This window comes from Neobacillus sp. PS3-34, assembly GCF_030915465.1.
In the GTDB taxonomy this organism is placed as follows: Bacteria; Bacillota; Bacilli; order Bacillales; family Cytobacillaceae; genus Neobacillus_A.
Genome location: NZ_CP133267.1, coordinates 1,888,414 through 1,906,880 on the forward strand (window position 1 = coordinate 1,888,414; position 18,467 = coordinate 1,906,880).

The 18,467-nt window shown below is 38.9% G+C and carries 11 protein-coding genes, 4 pseudogenes and 1 riboswitch; of the genes and pseudogenes, 6 read left to right on the forward strand and 9 right to left on the reverse strand.

The window, feature by feature from the left end:
• Positions 1 to 195: 195 nt before the first annotated feature.
• Together RCG23_RS09715 and RCG23_RS09720 are read left to right on the forward strand one after the other, a co-directional pair.
• Complete coding sequence (locus tag RCG23_RS09715; RefSeq protein ID WP_308179541.1) at positions 196 to 579, forward strand: hypothetical protein; 384 nt, start codon at positions 196 to 198, stop codon at positions 577 to 579.
• 24 nt (positions 580 to 603) lie between these two features.
• Complete coding sequence (locus tag RCG23_RS09720; RefSeq protein WP_308179542.1) at positions 604 to 1,080, forward strand: CotY/CotZ family spore coat protein; 477 nt, start codon at positions 604 to 606, stop codon at positions 1,078 to 1,080.
• A 72-nt stretch (positions 1,081 to 1,152) separates the two neighbouring features.
• On the opposite strand, the gene RCG23_RS09725 is transcribed toward RCG23_RS09720, so the two are convergent.
• Together RCG23_RS09725 and RCG23_RS09730 are read right to left on the reverse strand one after the other, a co-directional pair.
• A complete protein-coding gene (locus RCG23_RS09725) occupies positions 1,153 to 1,521 on the reverse strand; it encodes a hypothetical protein (RefSeq protein WP_308179543.1) in 369 nt (122 codons plus the stop codon).
• Positions 1,522 to 1,533: 12 nt separating this feature from the next.
• A complete protein-coding gene (locus RCG23_RS09730; protein WP_308179544.1) occupies positions 1,534 to 2,724 on the reverse strand; it encodes a ParM/StbA family protein in 1,191 nt (396 codons plus the stop codon).
• Between the two features lie 186 nt (positions 2,725 to 2,910).
• On the opposite strand from RCG23_RS09730, the gene RCG23_RS09735 reads away from it, so the two are divergent.
• The 3 genes from RCG23_RS09735 to RCG23_RS09745 all read left to right on the forward strand — a co-directional run bounded on the left by RCG23_RS09735 (position 2,911) and on the right by RCG23_RS09745 (position 6,842).
• Positions 2,911 to 3,687, forward strand: coding sequence for a CsxC family protein (locus tag RCG23_RS09735; protein WP_308179545.1), 777 nt, complete (start codon positions 2,911 to 2,913; stop codon positions 3,685 to 3,687).
• Positions 3,688 to 4,020: 333 nt separating this feature from the next.
• Positions 4,021 to 4,791: a CsxC family protein gene (locus RCG23_RS09740; protein WP_308179546.1), complete on the forward strand. Its 771-nt coding sequence runs from the start codon at positions 4,021 to 4,023 to the stop codon at positions 4,789 to 4,791.
• 179 nt (positions 4,792 to 4,970) lie between these two features.
• On the forward strand, positions 4,971 to 6,842 hold the full coding sequence (locus RCG23_RS09745) for a hypothetical protein (protein WP_308179547.1): 1,872 nt from the start codon (positions 4,971 to 4,973) through the stop codon (positions 6,840 to 6,842).
• Positions 6,843 to 6,958: 116 nt separating this feature from the next.
• On the opposite strand, the gene RCG23_RS09750 is transcribed toward RCG23_RS09745, so the two are convergent.
• From RCG23_RS09750 to RCG23_RS09775, 6 genes and pseudogenes are all read right to left on the reverse strand, one after another.
• Positions 6,959 to 7,687, reverse strand: a complete 729-nt coding sequence (locus tag RCG23_RS09750) for a CsxC family protein (RefSeq protein ID WP_308179549.1) — start codon at positions 7,685 to 7,687, stop codon at positions 6,959 to 6,961.
• Between the two features lie 255 nt (positions 7,688 to 7,942).
• Positions 7,943 to 9,267: pseudogene (locus RCG23_RS09755) on the reverse strand (phenylacetate--CoA ligase family protein).
• Between the two features lie 300 nt (positions 9,268 to 9,567).
• Positions 9,568 to 10,571: pseudogene (locus RCG23_RS09760) on the reverse strand (ABC transporter permease).
• 1 nt (position 10,572) lies between these two features.
• Positions 10,573 to 12,057 (reverse strand): sugar ABC transporter ATP-binding protein, encoded by a 1,485-nt coding sequence (locus tag RCG23_RS09765; RefSeq protein ID WP_374049848.1) that lies wholly within the window; start codon positions 12,055 to 12,057, stop codon positions 10,573 to 10,575.
• Positions 12,058 to 12,201: 144 nt separating this feature from the next.
• Positions 12,202 to 13,317, reverse strand: a complete 1,116-nt coding sequence (locus RCG23_RS09770; protein ID WP_308179551.1) for a sugar ABC transporter substrate-binding protein — start codon at positions 13,315 to 13,317, stop codon at positions 12,202 to 12,204.
• A 123-nt stretch (positions 13,318 to 13,440) separates the two neighbouring features.
• Positions 13,441 to 13,545, reverse strand: a riboswitch (SAM riboswitch).
• Positions 13,546 to 13,724: 179 nt separating this feature from the next.
• Positions 13,725 to 15,256, reverse strand: a pseudogene (locus tag RCG23_RS09775) (DHA2 family efflux MFS transporter permease subunit).
• A gap of 216 nt (positions 15,257 to 15,472) precedes the next feature.
• Here RCG23_RS09775 and RCG23_RS09780 point away from each other — a divergent pair.
• On the forward strand, positions 15,473 to 16,117 hold the full coding sequence (locus RCG23_RS09780; RefSeq protein WP_308179552.1) for a TetR/AcrR family transcriptional regulator: 645 nt from the start codon (positions 15,473 to 15,475) through the stop codon (positions 16,115 to 16,117).
• 527 nt (positions 16,118 to 16,644) lie between these two features.
• On the opposite strand, the pseudogene RCG23_RS09785 reads toward RCG23_RS09780, so the two are convergent.
• A pseudogene (locus RCG23_RS09785) lies at positions 16,645 to 18,293 on the reverse strand (M20/M25/M40 family metallo-hydrolase).
• Positions 18,294 to 18,467: the final 174 nt, after the last annotated feature.

Consider the following 18,467-nt stretch of genomic DNA (forward strand, 5'->3'; position numbering starts at 1 on the left):
ATAATTAGGCAGAATCCACAGTTGTTAATAATGACTTTGATTCTGCCTATTCTATTTCCCTTTCTATAAAGAAATTTCATTTTAGTAGGCAGGAATCTCAATCAGAAATCAATTGTTTTCGTATGCTAATTTGAATAAATTTTTCGTAAGGGACGTGGAATAAAATGGGTTTGATTCACATCAAGAAAAAGGACTTTGATAAAAAGGTCCATTGGCATCTTCAAAAGAAAAAGAAAAGAAGAGACCATCATTGTCATGATGAAAGCAGCAGCAGTAGCAGCCATCATCATCATGATGAAAGTAGCAGTAGCAGCCATCATCACCATGATGAAAGTAGCAGTAGCAGCCATCATCACCATGATGAAAGTAGCAGTAGCAGCCACCATTGGCATGATGAAAGTAGCAGCAGTAGCCATCATCACCATGATGAAAGCAGTAGCAGTAGCAGTAGCAGTAGCCATCATTGTCATGATGAAAGCAGTAGCAGTAGCCATCATTGTCATGATGAAAGCAGCAGCAGTAGTAGTAGTAGCAGTAGCCACCATTGGCATCCTCCTGGACATCAAGAACATTGTATAGAAGATGTTCTAAAAGCGATATTACATGCACAAAAGAAAGGCCAAAAGGCTGAAAAGAAAGGCCAAAAAGAAAAAAGAGTGCAATACTTCCTGCAATGAATCCATTCATCAATTATTAGGTGAGTCGAAGAAGTCGAAGAAGCCTAAGAAAAACACAATTCCTTTCATTCTTTATTGTGGTGATTGTGAACCTTTTAAAGCAACTGGAGTAACTACCTTTTCATGTCATTCAAAAAAGGAAAAGTTCGCTTGCATCACTTCATTCATATTCAGAATTAAGGATATTGATAATAATTGTGCTGTTCTTGAGCTTTTGAAAATTAAATCTGAAAAGGATCACTCTTCAGATACTGATAAAAATTGCAAATCCAAAGATGTTTGTTCTCCATGCTGTCAAATCAACAGTAAAGATGTAGACGATTTAGAAAAAACGGGGATTTGTATTACTGTTGATCTTACTTGCTTCTGTGCTATAACCTGCTTGCCTGCAGTTCGTTTATAATATCTGATGCCCAGTTATATATTAACTGGGCTTTTTATCTATAAGGATAAACAATTCTTGTCCTCACCCTTTCTATCCTCCAAAAGCATCTAGAACTTCCTCTAAATCTTTTAAATCCAATTCTGCAGATCCTTTTTGTGGATTTGATCGGGGCAAAAATGGAGAATTGTTTTTTATAAAGGTGCCAGTTTGAATCATGTTTTTTATTTCAGATAACTCAAATAGTATTTCTTCATTAACACCATTAAACGATCTTGGATGCAGATAATTATTTAGAGCAGATAAAACAAGATGGATAAGAGTATTGTTGTTAGCATGGTATTCAATTTGGTCCTGTATCTTGGATGAAACAAGATGGGAGTCTCCTGTTTTGACATCAATGAACGTATCGGGAAGAGTAATGGCGGTTTTATTAAGGTAATCAGTAAAAGTTCTGGACATATCTGTCACCTTCTAGCCTTTAATACTAGCAAATTCAATTGCACTTTCTTGGTCTTTCTTAATTTGATTCATTTTCGCAAGAATCATAAGTCCCCGAACATTGAGTTTTTCCATATCTTCCGGGAAAAGCAATTCAATTCGCAGCCCTCTCTCAGTCCATCGGACAGCAGATTCCTGAATTTGCTTTTTCGCTAATTTTGCGGCACCCCCGACGGCAATATATTTTGTTGCCCCTTTAATTTCATTAGAGTTGCTTCTAACACGATCGAAGTGTTCAAGGTATTTAACTGCCATTGATTTTAACTGAGGAATAATATATTTACTAATATCTTTTTTCACTCCTGCAAATGGTTCTACATACCACTCCGATTGTCCAGAAATTAATTTTTCCTCCAGCTCTGAACGTGAATCAAATTTATATAACTCGTTTTTACTGACCTTTTGAATGATATTGTCTAAGAATTGATTGATTCCGAACGGTTTCCCTTCAACAGAAGCAACAGGTTTGTTATTCTTGATGCCTACGAAATCTACCGAGTCTCCCCCAAGATCACCAATAATAATTCCTTTTCGAGAATCCCTTACTAGGGTATCATCTTGAATCCCTAAAGTTTCTTGATCACGTGTCAGACTCAGGTATGCACAAGCCCCTTCTGCACCGACAATCACATCTTTAACATGAAGTTTGACTACTAATTCTTTTGGTTCGGGAACTCCTGGCACTTTTTGAAAAATTACGGTATGTGTACCTAGTAATCTTTGTTTAAATTTATCCTTTTTTTCTTTGTATTGGGTGGTTGGCAATGAAACTGCTAATTGATCGATATTATAATGTATTTCCGTATCCTCAGGATTTAAGACAGCAGCATGATAGGCTGCCAGTCCAAAAAGGAGTACATAAGTACGATCCTCATCGACTTTCTGATTATTAAAGCCTGTTAAACTAACATCTCTCTGTTTCGCCGCAGCTTTCCCTATATAGTATATTTCTCTTTTATCAAAAATGGCCTGGCTCTTGATTTCAACAATAAGGTTTTCTTCGAACAATACATCCTCATCATCATATGGCTTTTCAAAAAACTCATCATCAAAAAGCGAAATGGCATTTGGAATTTGATATTCACTTACGATCCCTTTGTCAGACGCCAATGCCTTATACCAGCTGTTTCCTATATCTACAGCAAAATAATTATATTTATCCATCGTATCTACCTCCTTTTGAATCTTATGCAAACTAGGCGTTTCGTTGTGCATGTACCTTTTTTTTTATAAACACAAAAACTTTATATTATATAGTAAATTCCACGTTTATACTGATTCATTTAACCATGCTTACTAGGAAAGCTTGCATACCATAAATTGAACCATAAATTAAAAGGAGGAAAATATATGAATAAAGATCAACAACAAAATTGTATCGATTTTAATCAATCTGCAGGATTAGAGACTTGCACTAGTACACCAGTTACTCCTGTCACCACACCAGCCGGTACAAGGATTTTAAGAGTTCCTGTTACACTTGCAGAAAGAACTGTAACTTCTACTCTTTCAACTAACATTCATTTTCCAGACCCTGTTCTGGAAATCAAGGATATTAAAAAGAGGGTGAAAATTGTACAATGCAGCCTAATTTTGGATCCTGTTAATCCAGGCCAAAGCCCTTTTGACGGTGCTCCTGGTACGTTAGTTTTAAGAGGATTTGTCAGAAAAAACATCCAATACGCTACACCTATTTGCGATGCTTCAGGTACATGTGTGTCTTCAAACCTAAAATCTCTTACAGTTGATGTTCCATTTGAATGTATGACTGTTATCCCACAAGGAGAATTTCTCACACCGCCAGAACGTCCACAATTAAATTCACGTGCGGAATTTGACTTCTTCAGATCACAGAATTTAGGAATGGGCTTTCCTGAAAAGGACCATCTCCTTTCTAGCGACCTATCACAATTCCATCAACGAAACATTGCATTTTATAATCAATTTCCATTCTGTGAGATTCTCTCACACAATATTCTTGAATGGGATGAAGCATTAGACCGTCAGCCTCTTCCTGGCAACGCACCTTTTGAAGAAGGAACATTTACGCGTATCGTAGAAAAAATGGTATTACGATTTACAATCAAAGTATTGCAAAATCAGCAAGTTAGAGTTACAGCAATTTAACTACCATTGTAATTTAGTAAAGGAATTTCTTTACAATAACTAATTAGATAACAATCTCGTCATTATCATCGATCTCTGTTATAAGAGATGGTAATGACGAGATTTTTTTTGCAAAGTGAAAGTTCTCATACCAAAATATATTCATTTGGATTAAAAACGGCACTGAAATTAGCCAATACCGATTTCTTTTAAAAAAAACAGCAAGTCTTCTCAAGCAGAAAGGTTTTGTGTGAATTTTATATTTCCCATGAATGTCCATGGGCGTTTACCCATACATAGTCATTTGTCATGCATAGGATACACCATTCTGAGTCATCTAGGAGGAGAAAAAATATGTCTGACAAAAAACATAAAAAACACACTCATAAGTGTGATGATCATTGCGAATGCGAATCAACCCATAACGAACATCCACATATTTCCATTGGAAAAATTGTTACAAAGGTCCCTGTCGTTTTAGCTGAACTGACCTTGCAAGTAAATGTAGATACTACTATTACTTTTCCTGAGGCAGTATTAGAAATTAAAGATATTAAAAAGAGATTAAAAATTACTCAGTGTCGTCTGCTGCTGCCAACAAATAAATTGTTTGTAAAAGGATTTGTACGAAAAAACATCCAATATGCAAGCCCATGTAAGGATATATCAGAAAGCACTTCCACATCCGTAGCCTCAGATTTGCACTCATTAACTGTGGATATTCCATTCCAGTGTGTAACTGAAATTAAAAAGTTTCTTTCTAAACCAGTCATGCCCGAAATGAACAATCGCCAGGAGTTTGATTTCTTCGTTTCAAAACCATTACCTTCTGGATTTCCTGAAAAAGATGAGCTGTTAACAAGCGATCTTTCTCAATTCCATCAGGCAAGCAAACAATTTTATAATGAACTTCCTTTCTGTGAATTGATTTCAAGCAAAATTATTGAATGGGATGAAGCGATAGACAGACAGCCTTTGCCTACTTCTTCTCCTTTAGATGAAGGGTTTTTTACTACAATAGAAGAAAAAATGGTGGTAGATTTCACTTTGAAGGTTCTTCAAAATCAACAAGTACGCATTTCTTCCACAACCAATGACCATGATTGGGACTCTGACTGTAATTGATTGATTTTATGAAACAATGAAAATAGATTCGGGGATATACTCCATTTCGGGTATAATCCCCTTCCTAATGATTAGGAAATTTTAATTGAAGAAAGTTACAAGGAGGGGACAGGAACGGATGCTTATATAAGCGGTCCTTCCTTTACGAAATGAATAATGAGAGGAATGTTTTTCATGAAATGAATAATTTTCAAAGCAGAATGCCTGACACATACGGCCAGGCACAGCAATATGCACTTCCACGAAGTCATACTATAACGAATCGAAGTAATAGCAATGGCAAAAATAATAATAATTTTACAAATGGACCATCTATACAAAATGAGAGCCAGGAAGTAAATATTAACCAATACAAGCCTAAGGACTCTAAACCTTTAATTTTTACTCCTCCAAAGGTTCGTGATCAACAAATAATGTATAAGCAAATTGATTATGAGGAATCAGAGGATTACCTATTAGATGAAAGTGAAGATGAAATAAATTCAAGTGAATTGGAAACCCAGTTCCTCATGCAATTATCAGAACAAAAAGGTAACCTGAGAAAAGAAAAGGAGGAATTGAAGCCCTCTTCCGAGGAAGACAAAAAAGAAAAGGTTTCATTTTCAGATGGAATACACAAGGAAGAATACAAGGATCACCGTCATTTGAAAACAATCCAAGATGAGTCCTCTTCTTCCAGCAAGAACGATTCCACTCTAAATGAAGACTTAGTAAAGAAATTCACAGCTATGTTAGAGGAATCTTCATCTTACACTGATGAATCATCTTCAAGTGATGATGAGTCCTCTTCCAGTCACGATTTGTCTTCTTCTCTTGAGGAGTCCTCTTCTAGTCATGATGAGTCTTCTTCTCCTGAGGAATCCTCTTCTAGTCATGATGAGTCTTCTTCTCCTGAGGAATCCTCTTCTAGTCATGATGAGAATTCTTCTCTTGAGGAATCCTCTTCCAGTCACGATGAGTCTTCTTCTCCTGAGGAATCCTCTTCTAGTCATGATGAGTCTTCTTCTCCTGAGGAATCCTCTTCTAGTCATGATGAGTCTTCTTCTCTTGAGGAATCCTCCTCTAGTCACGATGAGTCTTCTTCTCTTGAGGAGTCCTCTTCCAGTCACGATGAGTCTTCTTCTCTTGAGGAGTCCTCTTCCAGTCATGATGAGTCTTCTTCTCCTGAGGAATCCTCTTCTAGTCATGATGAGTCCTCTTCTTCTGAGGAATCCTCTTCTAGTCATGATGAGTCCTCTTCTCTTGAGGAATCCTCTTCCAGTCATGATGAGTCTTCTTCTCCTGAGGAATCCTCTTCTAGTCATGATGAGTCTTCTTCTCTTGAGGAATCCTCTTCTAGTCATGATGAGTCTTCTTCTCTTGAGGAATCCTCTTCTAGTCATGATGAGTCTTCTTCTCCTGAGGAATCCTCTTCCAGTTTCGATGAGTCTTCTTCTCTTGATGAATCTTTTTCACACCTAGAATCCGAGGAATCCTCATCATCGGCAAGTTATCTAGACAAAGATAAAGATCATGTTCACCCTTTAATTGTAAGAATTCCTGTTTTACTTTCATTGTTAAAGGTTGACATTGATATTTATGATTCTTTTAATCTATTCGTTCCAATATCAAGTGTGATAAAGGTAAACTGGAGCATAAATTCGTTAGATTGCAAGGTCCTACTCCCAACCCCAAATGTGTTCTTAAAAGGTGAGTTAATTGCAGATATTGAATATGTAAAAGATAATGTGGAAAATACTTTACATTCAATCAAAATTATTGTTCCATACGAAAAGGTGATTGTGGCTGAATGGCTTCATTCTCCTAACTTACCTAGCACTCACCAGGCTGAGTATATGTTCGTTTCACCTGATCGCCAGGAAATTCAGTATCACCGCGAATTTACTCAACAATTTGCTGAACCAGTTTACTGTGAACTGCATGGTATACAGACAATCTGGCATGACGAGTTAATATCAAAGGACGGTAAACCTGAACTTGATGTTCAAGGTAAGGGTACTTTAACTATCAGTCTTTTACAATCCCAGTATGTAGATTTAAACATCAAGTAAATAAGTTACATTTTGGATGAAAGTAATCAAAAATATAATTAGACTTATCTTTTACAAGTCTATTCAATGGTATGTAAAAAAGGGTGCCCCTTCTACGAGACACCCTTCCTTTTCTATTAGAAACATGTACCTCTGAGGTTTGCACCTGCATTGTCACGACGTTGTTCTTGAGTCAATCTAACTACTAAATCGATTGTTACTTTTTCAGTAAGTTTGTTGAAATTACCAAAATTATCAAAATCATGCGGGAAGTCCATTTGTAATACTTTAGCTCTTAGCAATTTACATTTAACAGGTTGGTTAAAGACCTCGAATGTTTCAGATCCGAAACTGCAGCGATCTGAGCCCATTCCATCCGCTGCCATTTCCCTGATCTCACTAATTTGATTATTCTTTTGGCTAAAGCAGAAATCAATATCAGGTAAGTTAGAAATGGTTTGAAAACATTTAAAAGGAACATTTACACTAAAATCTCTTATAAACCCATTACAACTATCTGAAAATTGAATATTTTTATGCACAAATCCTTCAATGAACAAATTTACAGCATTTGCTATACCGGCACCGGGATGATTCGGGTTTTCTATCGGGATTGCCTTACACTGTGTTAATTGCACATTTTTCCTGATTTGCTTAATCTCGCGAGCAGAATGTGGTAGCTTAATATCTGCTTCGACGTTTGTTGTGATAGGAATATCAGCGATAATAACGTTCCGTTCAAAATCTTGAAGATTAATTGGTGTTCCTACCATACAGAAATGGTCCTGAGTTTTTGCTGTATCGCAAGTAGGCAATGGCGGGCACTTATCATGTGAGTTACAGCCACAACCAGTATTTTTATTCATACAATTCACTCCTTTTTGATTTTATCAAAAGACATTAAAAGAAATATTCCATATCAGTTTATTTCTCTTTTTCTTTTGACTTACTATTTTATATGCTTAAGTGCTAGTATTCGTATGGACAGCTGCCGATAGACTTTCACATATTTTTTACAACTTGTACGTTTTTTCATTTCATTTGATTAATTCCATTAAAAAGGGCTGACCCGAATGGCTAAAATCTAACAGCCATTCAGGTCAGCCCTTCACTTTTGAATATTATACTTCCATCGTTTCATTTATATGGTTCACAATCCGAACGGCTTTTCCTTCTGATCTCGGAATCGATTTTGGCTGAAGGATGTTAACATCCACCGAAATTAAACAATGGTTTTTTATTAGGTGGTGAATATGCTTTTTAAGTTCATTTATTTTTCCATGATTCATATCGCCGTGTATTTGATTAAAGAGTTCATCCGTCACTTCTACTTGCAGCTCTATATGCTGTAAACTCCCCCTTTTAAATAAGTGAATCTGATAATGCGGTTCGATATCTTTTTCCAAAAGTAAAAAATGCTCGATTTCGGATGGAAATACATTGACTCCCCGAACAATCAGCATATCATCTATTCGCCCTTTTACACGTGACATTCTAACTGTTGTTCGCCCGCATTTACACTTCTCTCTGTTAATAGAAGCAATATCTCCTGAACGATAGCGGATAATCGGAAATGCTTCTTTGGTCAAACTGGTAAAGACCAGTTCCCCATCTTCCCCATCCGGAACCGGCTCTAACGTATTTGGATCAATTACTTCTACAATAAAGTGATCCTCGGCAATATGCAGGCCGTCCTGGGCTTCATGGCATTCCATCGAAACTCCAGGTCCCATAACCTCGCTTAAACCATAAATATCACATGCTTTTATATCCAGCTTTTGCTCTATTGTATTGCGCATTTCCTCTGACCAAGGCTCCGCTCCAAGTATTCCGAATTTCAGTGATGTCTCTTTGGGGTTCTTGCCCAGTTCCTCCATGCGCTCAGCTAAATTCAATAAATAAGAAGGGGTACAGCATATTACTGTGGGCTTAAAATCTTCAATAATCGTAATTTGCCGATCTGTATTCCCCCTGAGACTGGTACCGTTACCATTCCGAGCTCTTCACTTCCATAATGGAGCCCGAGCCCGCCTGTAAATAACCCATAACCATATGCATTATGCAGCATTTCTCCCGGCTGTCCACCGGAAATGGCAATTGCACGTGCTACAAGCTCGGACCAAATTTTAATATCGCTTTTTGTATACCCTACAACCGTTGCCTTTCCACTGGTACCTGATGAAGCATGAATGCGAATTAATTCGCTTTGGTTAACGGCAAATAAACCGAATGGATAGTGGTCTCTTAAATCTTTTTTTACCGTAAAAGGGAGTCTGGCAATGTCCCTGACGGATTGGATATCTTCGGGTTTTACATCCAGCTCATTAAACTTATTTTTATAAAATGGGACCTTATCATAAACTCTCTTAACGGTTTCTTGAAGTCGTTTCAATTGAAGTTGTTCCATCACCGCTTTGGAAGCGGTTTCAATTTCATGCATGATCATATACCAAATCCCCCTCATAACCATTTTTGATAAGTAAAAGCAAATCAAATGTGACGATTTTTTCCCGATGCGTTACTTTTTCGTTCAGCTATTTACCCCTAAATTTAACTTGGAAATATTCGAATGTCAAATAATTTTTATAAAATTATTTATATTCAGAATTATAAAATTGGGAGGATACTAATTACAGATCCTTGTTTGTAAAATTTGCATTTATAAAAAGCTGCCGAGGGTTTCCCGGCAGCTTTTTCCTGTTTGTTAGTGATTTTTCCTTTAAATTAGACGAGCAATTCAAATTGCTCAATGCTGCTGTTTGTAATAAGTAATGGCCAGGGCAAAGGCGAGAACGGCTCCTTTTACGATGTCCATTGCGTAATACGGAACGGACATCATGACGAGCCCGTTTTGCAAAATGCCGATTAGCACGGCCCGACAAACGTCCCAATGGCATTCGGTTTTCCTGAACCCAAAACGGAAAAGCCAATGAATGCTGCCGCGACGGAATCCATTAAATAGGGGGAACCAGCGTTAATTTCCGCTGTCATCACACGGGAGGCAAGGACAATGCCTCCGATTGAAGAAAATAAGGCAGACAATAGATAGGCTAAGGTTTTATAGCGGTTAACCGGAATTCCCGATAGCCTCGCCGCCTCCTTATTTCCGCCAATCACATACATATAACGCCCATGCTTCGTATAGGTCAAAAAGACATGCACGGTGAGAACGGCAACGGCCATGATGATAATAATCCATGGTACCTGGCCGATTTTCGCAAAAATCCTGCTGATCAATCCGGCGGATGTGCTGCCATCGGGCATGATCATATTTTCTGAAATGGTTGCTCCCTTCGTATAGGTAAGCGCAGTTCCCTGGATAATAAACATCATCGCCAGAGTCATCAGCATATCCGGTATCCGAAGTTTCAGGATCATAAATGAATTGATTGCCCCGACTACGAGGGAAGCAACGACTGCTGCAAAAATTGCAATAAGGGTATTCTCGGAGAACCAGACAAACATCGAAATAACAATCGCATTGGATAAAGATGCAACAGAACCTGCAGACAGGTCGAAGCCATCAACAGATAATGAAATGGTTATGCCAATCGCGATAATGGTTACAATCGAAATCGATCTTAAAATATTGATAATATTGTCTCCTTGTACAAAGGAAGGGTTTGCCGATGAGAAAATGATAATCAGGACAAAAATGGTTAATATCGTGCCGAATTTATATAAAAACTGAAACAATTCGAACGTTTTCTTTGGCGGAGCGTCGTTCTGAAAAGGAATTTTTGCTTCCATCCTATCTGCCTCCTGTTGAATAATATAAGACCTCTTCCTCGGTAGTTTCGCTGGCTTCAAGTTCCTTAACACTCTCACCGTCATAAAGGACATAGATGCGGTCTGTAATCCCTATAATCTCAGAAATCTCGGAGGAAGCATAAATAACGGCCTTTCCTTGCATTGCAAGCCCCGCTATTAGCTCGAAAATGTCCCGTTTGGCCCCAACATCGACTCCCTTTGTTGGCTCATCGAAAATATAGACATCAGCATCGGCGATTAGCCACTTGCCTATCGCCACTTTTTGCTGGTTACCCCCTGACAGGTTCTGGACCTTTGTAGCCTCGTCAGGAGTCTTGATGCCAAGGCGCTGAATAAATTCCTTCGCTGTGGCTCTTTCAGACCGGCGGTCCATAAAGCTCATGAAACCTGAAAACCTTTTGAGATTCGCTGCAGTCAGATTGGCTGCAACGCTCTCCTGCACTAAAATCCCTTCCTTTCGCCGTTCTTCCGGCACCAGGGCAATTCCGTTTTTCACTGCATCATACGGGCTGCCTAGATTCAAATTCTTTCCACGGATTCTGATCATCCCGGAGGTTACTTTAACAGCTCCGAACAAAGCCTTGCATACTTCTGTCTTTCCAGCACCTACAAGCCCGGCAATGCCGACTATTTCCCCTGCCCTAACTTGAAGGCTGACATTTTTCACTTTGTCCTGGTCATGAAGTTTCGTTACTTCAAACAGAATTTCCCCCACCCTGCCATTATGGCGAGGAAATTGTTCCTCGAGCGGACGGCCCAGCATATGTTCAATCACGCCGGAAGGAGAAGTGGCTCCAATCTGTTCACTTACGATAAATTCCCCGTTTCGCATGATGGTGATTTCATCACAGATTTCAAAAATTTCCGGCATCCTGTGTGAAATAAAAATGATCCCTACGTTTCTGTTTTTTAAATTCCTGACGATTCGAAACAGCTCAATCGTTTCGTTATGGCTTAACGGAGCTGTTGGCTCATCCAATATCAAAAAGCGGCAATCGCTTGAAAGAGCCCTCGCAATGAGAACCAGCTGCTTTTCTGCAAGTGTCAATTCAATTGCCAGCTTTGTTACAGGAATTTTCACATTCATGCTTGCCAGGATTTCAGCAGCTTTTGAATAGATATTCTTCCAACGTATCCACTGCTTGGTTCCCATTCGCTGAACTGTTTCATTAAGCATAATATTCTCTGCGACTGTCAGTGAAGGGATGATCGCAGTATCAACTTCCTGATAGACAATCTGGATGCCGTTTTCCTGGGCGGAGCTTGGGGAACGCATCGCGAGCTCACGGCCATCCAGTAAAATGGTTCCAGTATAGTGGCTATACGCACCGGCAAGGACCTTCATCAGTGTCGATTTCCCTGCACCATTAGCTCCGATTAGTGCATGAACTTTCCCTGTAACAGCCGTAAAGCTTACATTATCCAGGGCTTTCACACCCGGAAACTCGATTGAGATTTCTTTCATTTCAAGTATTGCTCCCGCCAAGTCGTATCCTCCTTCCTGGTTTTCCTTTATCACACTTGCTTAAAAACAACAGTGCCAGTTTCTTTATAGACTGTTACCCTCAAAAGCAGACACTCTTCCAAAAGAAAGTGCCTGCTCCCAGGATTACTTTTTATAATGTTTCTTTAATGTCTTCATCCAGTCTTCATCAAATGCATCCGATTTGCCCCAGCCATCGACGATATTCGCAAGGTTTACCATATTTACAGGTTCTTTGGATTTTTGAAGCTGTTCCTGTGAAATAAGGGAAGCTTCCAAATCATATTTTTGTGGTGTTTCCTCACCGGCAAGCTTTTTAGCAAGAAGGCGGATGTCCACTGAACCGATCAGTTTCGGGTCAACTGCTGCTGTGTATTTCCATGAGCTTTCTTTTCGCTGGATTTCCTGGAGATCTGCATTCGATACGTCAATTCCATAAATCTTGATCTCATCGCGGCCAGCTTCTTTAATGGCACGGGCGGCACCAATAGCGAATGCGTCCCAAGTGGCAAAGATCGCATCAATTTCACCTTTTTTATGTTTGTTCAGCATTGCTGCCACTGCATTTTGTGTCTGTGTGCTCGTATCCGCAGCCGCAACACCGAATCGCTCTACTTCGTTGATTCCAGGATTGGCCTTAAGGGTTTCCTGATAGATTTTGTTCCTTCTGACCATTGGCGGGAATCCGTCAACCCAGAGGTAGACAATATTCGCTTTGCCATTATGGTCTTTCACAAGCTGGTCAAGCGAAAGCTTCGCGAGTGCTTCATCGTCCTGTGAAGTCAGCGTAACGCCTTCCAGATTTGCAATATCAGGATTGGAGTCGAATGTTACAACTTTTTTGCCTGCATCAACGATTTTTTTGACGTCATTGACGGTTGCTGCGTCATCGCCGTGCGAAATCACGAAACCATCATAATCCTGTTGAAGCGCCTGATTGATTGCATCATGGAATTTCGCTGTATCGCCATTGGCTGTGAAAATATCCACCTGGAATCCAAGGGATTCCCCTTCCTGTTTTGCGCCAGCCAGGAATTGGGCAGTATGGTCATCGCCGCCAATTTTTCGGATGACCTTTATTTTTACTGGGTCTCCCTTAGAAAAACGTGCTGGTACACCTTCAAGGGAAACGTTAGGATTTCCCTTCACAGTCTTCGAATCTCCGCCCGATGAACAGCCTGTCAGCAAAAGTGTCGCGGCAACCGCAGATACAAATGCATTTCTCCAAATCTTTTTTCTCATTTCTTTATTTCCCCCTTATGTTTTGCTGAAAATGATTCCTACTTTTCTTCTTAAAAAGTCCCCCTACAAAAACAAAAAAACCTCTCAAGAAAAGAGAGGTTTCATCACAAAGTGGCTTATCCTCTCTTATCTGTCAAAACTTTACGTTTTGCAGGATTTAGCACCAATTCCTAATGGAACGGTTGCTGGGCATCGTCGGGCCAGTCCCTCCGCCACTCTTGATAAGAGAACGCAATATTAGATTAACGTTTTAAAGTATAGACATTACTTTAATACCCAATCTTCGCATTGTCAATATAATTTAAAGAATTTATAAAACTTTCTAAATAAACAATTTCCTCAACAAACAAAAAAAGAGGAGAGATTTTACCCTCTCCTCTTTCCTATTTTTATGAATTTTTTTCTTATCAGCCAGCCAATACATTCTTAACTTTTTTGCCTGTTGGCATTCCTTCTGTTTCTTCTGCTCTTTTTGCCCGTTTGATAAAGAATGCAAGAATGAGCGCAACCGCTGTAATTCCCGCTGCAATTACGAAAGAATCGTTAATGCCTTCGAGCATGGCTTTCATCGCAATTTGATGTTTCATCTCAGCTATTGCAGCCTCTGACGGTTTGCTAGCGATATTTTTCATGCCACTCATGGCACTTTCAGCCAATTCTCCGGCATGAGTTTTCGTACGGTTCGTCATAATGGTGACAAGCAACGCTGTTCCAATGGCCCTGCTACCTGGTTTAATGTATTGTTCATGGCTGTGCCATGAGGATAAAATTGTTTCGGCAATTGGTTTAGCCCGTTTGTTGAAACTGGCATCATAACCATCGACATGCCCAACATCCGCACTGAGTACAATAGAATCAAATGTGAATAGCTAGTAGTTAGTTCTAACTTACTGAATCCATAAGTAGTTACTACCATAATGGTTAAGCCGATTAATGCTAATATACGTCCGCCAAACTTATCAAACAATTTTCCATTGATTGGGGACATGATTGCCATCAGAATCGCTCCTGGCATCAGCAAGAGCCCCGCGTCCATTGGAGATATTCCACGGAGGGTTTGAACATAGATGGGAAGAAGCAGCATACCTGAAAACAAAGCCATATTTACAACCATCGCAATAACAGACGATAATGCAAACATCGGATATTTATAGATTTTAAAATTCAGCAAAGGCTCTTCCAGCTTCATCTGCCTTAAAATAAACCAGACTAACGAAACCACCCCAACAGAAATCGTTCCATATACATATGGGCTGTCCCAGCCTTTACTGCCGGCAGAACTGAATCCATAAAGAATGCCTCCAAAACCTGCACTCGATAAGAGAAGCGAAAATAGATCAAGACGAAGATTTACTTTTTCCTTTTTATCTTTAAGCATGAAAAAGCCAACCATTAGAACGATGATGGCAATTGGTGTTACAAAGTGGAAAAGCATTCTCCAGTCATAATGTTCAATAATCCAACCCGATAAAGTTGGGCCAATAGCTGGTGCAAACATTAGAATTAAACCGAAAACACCCATTGCTGCTCCCCTTTTCTCAATCGGGAAGCTTACAAGCATGACATTCATTAATAGTGGCATCAAGATTGCTGAACCGGAGGCCTGCAGCATCCTGCCTGCTAATAGCAAAGGAAACACATGGGCAACACCTGCGATAACGGTTCCGATTGTAAATAAACTCATTGCTGCCAGGAATAAATGGCGCACAGAATATTTTTGAATCAAGTATGCTGTTGTCGGAATCAAAATTCCGTTTACCAGCATAAAACCAGTTGTCAGCCATTGAACTGTCGCTGCTTCCACCTTCAAATCCTTCATAATTGAAGGTAGTGCGATATTTAATAATGTATTATTTAAAAATGCAATAAACGCACCGATCATTAAAACGGCGATAATTCCGTACGGCGGACGATCATGCTTTTTTATCGATTGTTCCAATTAACTTCCCCCTATATACATTAAGTTCATTATTTTATACCAGCGTTACACATAGACTATATCTTATACCACCGGTTCAAATATATCAATAGAAAAATTCCTCTTTTTTTGTAGGTTTGTATTAATGATAAAAGTAATGTACTATGTTATTTAGACAGGCAGTCCAACTAAATTTAAGGTGATAATATGAACACTAGGAAACAGCATGTCATAAAAATGGCACATCAACTTTTTATTGAAAAAGGTTTTCAAGCTACGTCTATTCAAGATATTTTGGAGTATAGCGGAATTTCGAAAGGGACATTTTATAATTATTTTTCATCCAAGAACGAATTATTGATGGCCCTTTTTAACACACTTATCAAAAAGATGGAAAAGGACCGGAATGAATTGCTCATTGGCCAGAACCCTTCTGATATAGACATTTTTATTAAACAAATTGAATTGCAAATAACGTCTAATAGAACAAATAAGTTAATTTCTCTTTTTGAAGAAGTCGTTTTTTCCAATGATTTGGAACTAAGGGAGTTTATAAAAAAAGTTCAATTGAAGATGATTGGCTGGCTTTACCAGCGGTTTATAGATATTTTCGGTGAAAATCACAAACCCTATTTGTTAGATTGTGCGGTCATGTTTCAGGGAGTTTTACAGTATAATCTAAAATATAATGCAATTGCATATGGATCGATTTTCAACATCCAGAAAATAGTCCGTTATAGTGTAAAGCGGGTCATCCAGATGGTTGCCGAGGTGGAAGAAGCTGGCGATTACTTATTACAGCCCGAGCTTTTAGACAACTGGCTCCCAAATTGTAAAAAAACTGGCCAGCGTTTCACCAGAAGCTTCAGTATACTGTTTTAGAATTGAAAAAAGGCTTAAGTCAACATGAAGAAAAGTCAAAATACATCGAGCTATTGGACTTTATTCATGACGAACTGCTTCACTCAAAAGAACCTCGCAAATTTTTGATTGAATGTTCTCTTAAATCTTTGAAAACAAGCCACCTATTTTGTAACGAAAAAGAACTTCAAAAGCTCGAACAGCTGTTAGCTAATTATTTTATGGAATTAGAGACAGCCGATTAATAATATAATTCGATCTTCATCAACAATATAAAAAGGCAACGACCAATGCGGTCAGTTGCCTTTTTTATCGTCTAGGAAAGTATAATATTAAATGATGTGGAAAACTTCTACAAGTTGTATTAATCTAGCTCCACAAGGAACGCTTCGGCAGCATATACTTCGCACGAAGAAAAAGCGATAGCTTTTTCGAGGAGCTCCCAGCCCCTCGGGGTCATAAGCCAAATCACTCCAGAAATCAGGATTTCCTGCGTGATTCGTCTTATGCCTGTCGGGGCTAACCAGGGCGCTTGCGCCTTTTGTTCTTTATTTTAATAAATTTTGAATAACGGAGTATGTCAGATTCGGCACCACTTCAAGGGAATACGTCATTTCCATTCTTTCCAGCTTTTTATGTGCATCCACTCCGTAAGGCCCAATGTTAATAACAGGAACATTTATGTCCCGGATGTCTTGAAACTCTACAAAATGCTTCGTGCCCCATCCAGGATTATTTTTGGATACTGCATTAATCCCTTCTTCGTCATCACTTAAAGCAACGAAACTCATATCAGAGATATACGGGAAGAAGTTTCGTGTCACAATCGGATATTGATAATGGGGCTGTATTGTTTTTACAGCCTCATCCAATGCCTCGATAAATGCTTGTTCATCCTTTGTCTTTCCGGTCAATTCAATCCTCGGAGAATAAAGTGATGAATAGAAAAGTATAATGGCTGGGTTTTTGTCCTTCATCCATTTCCATGCTTCTTCCACTACTCTTGCCGCATACATTCGTGAGTCCAACTCGATAGCTTGTAAAAGTTCTTCTTTAAAATGATCCATATGGGCAATGTACCTATCGCCATTTTCCTGAATCAGCAATTCATCCATTTCTTCATAGGTAAAAACCCTTGGCTGCCAGGGGCCTTAGTATACGGCTCCCCACTCATGGAACTATACTGTTTATATCTTTCATCGAAGGTACGAAGAGCATTCTCAAATGAGATATATGCTTGCTCCTTTAACTTTGCTAACACGTCCTTCGGAGACCAGGAGTGGATGAAAAAGTTATAATAGACATAGGCTGATAATGCTGTTTGAACGGTATAAGACGGTTTTAAATCTGTTTGTTTTAAAGATACTGGAGGAACAGTGGTTTCCCCAAAAGCCTCGTTACAAAGCTCTGGATTGTAATCGATTTGTTTTGTCAGCTCCGCAGCGATAAAATTCGGATCGAGTCCTTCAAAGCAAGATCCGACATGAGTTTCTGCACCCGTTATAAAAAATGAAGGAAGAAGCTTTCCTACTGTTCCTTTATAGATATAACGATTTTCATCACCAGCATAGCGGGGCGAAACAAAATCAGCATTAATTGCCGCAACGTATTCAAAACCCTGCTCTTCCTTCCAGCTTTTCAACACCTTCAAAGCTGAAAGTACCCCATGAGAGCTATCCTCTTCATCACACTCTGCCAAAAGGACGATGTTTCCATCCAATTCCTCTGGATGCTCTGAATAATATTTTAATAGATATAAGTGGCTGGCAACGCCGCTTTTCATATCAAGGACGCCCCTTCCAAACATCCAGTCTCCCGAGTCTAAATGCTCTATTGCAGAAGCAGGAAGGTCCTCCTTTTTTAAAGCTTCCATCAATTCATCAGGAAAACACGCAATATCTTTTAATTGATTAAAATCATCCGTTCCGACAGTATCAATATGCCCCATTAGGATGACAGTTCGATTGCTATTTCCTTTTGTTCCTTTTACATAAGCCAAAACATTATATCTTTCCACATGATCGTGTAAGGTTTTTTCTATCACTACTTGCGAAGGATTCGCAGCAAAATAGGGAAATGAAGAAATTAACGTGTTTAAAGAATGGGCAATCACCTTTTCTCCATCTGTGTTTACAATACTTTCAATATTAACGAGTTGCTTGGTGAATGCCAGCACATCCTCACGGCATTGCAGCATATTTCCAGCCCCTTTTTCTAGTAAAATGGTATTTTAGAAAAATGTATATCAATTTATAAATCCCCGTCAAGCATTTAATTTAAAATTAAAAAAATGCATAATTATTATTGTCATTGTAATATTATTTATATATAATAAAAATTGTTTTTAAAAACCAAATATAAATCCTCATCT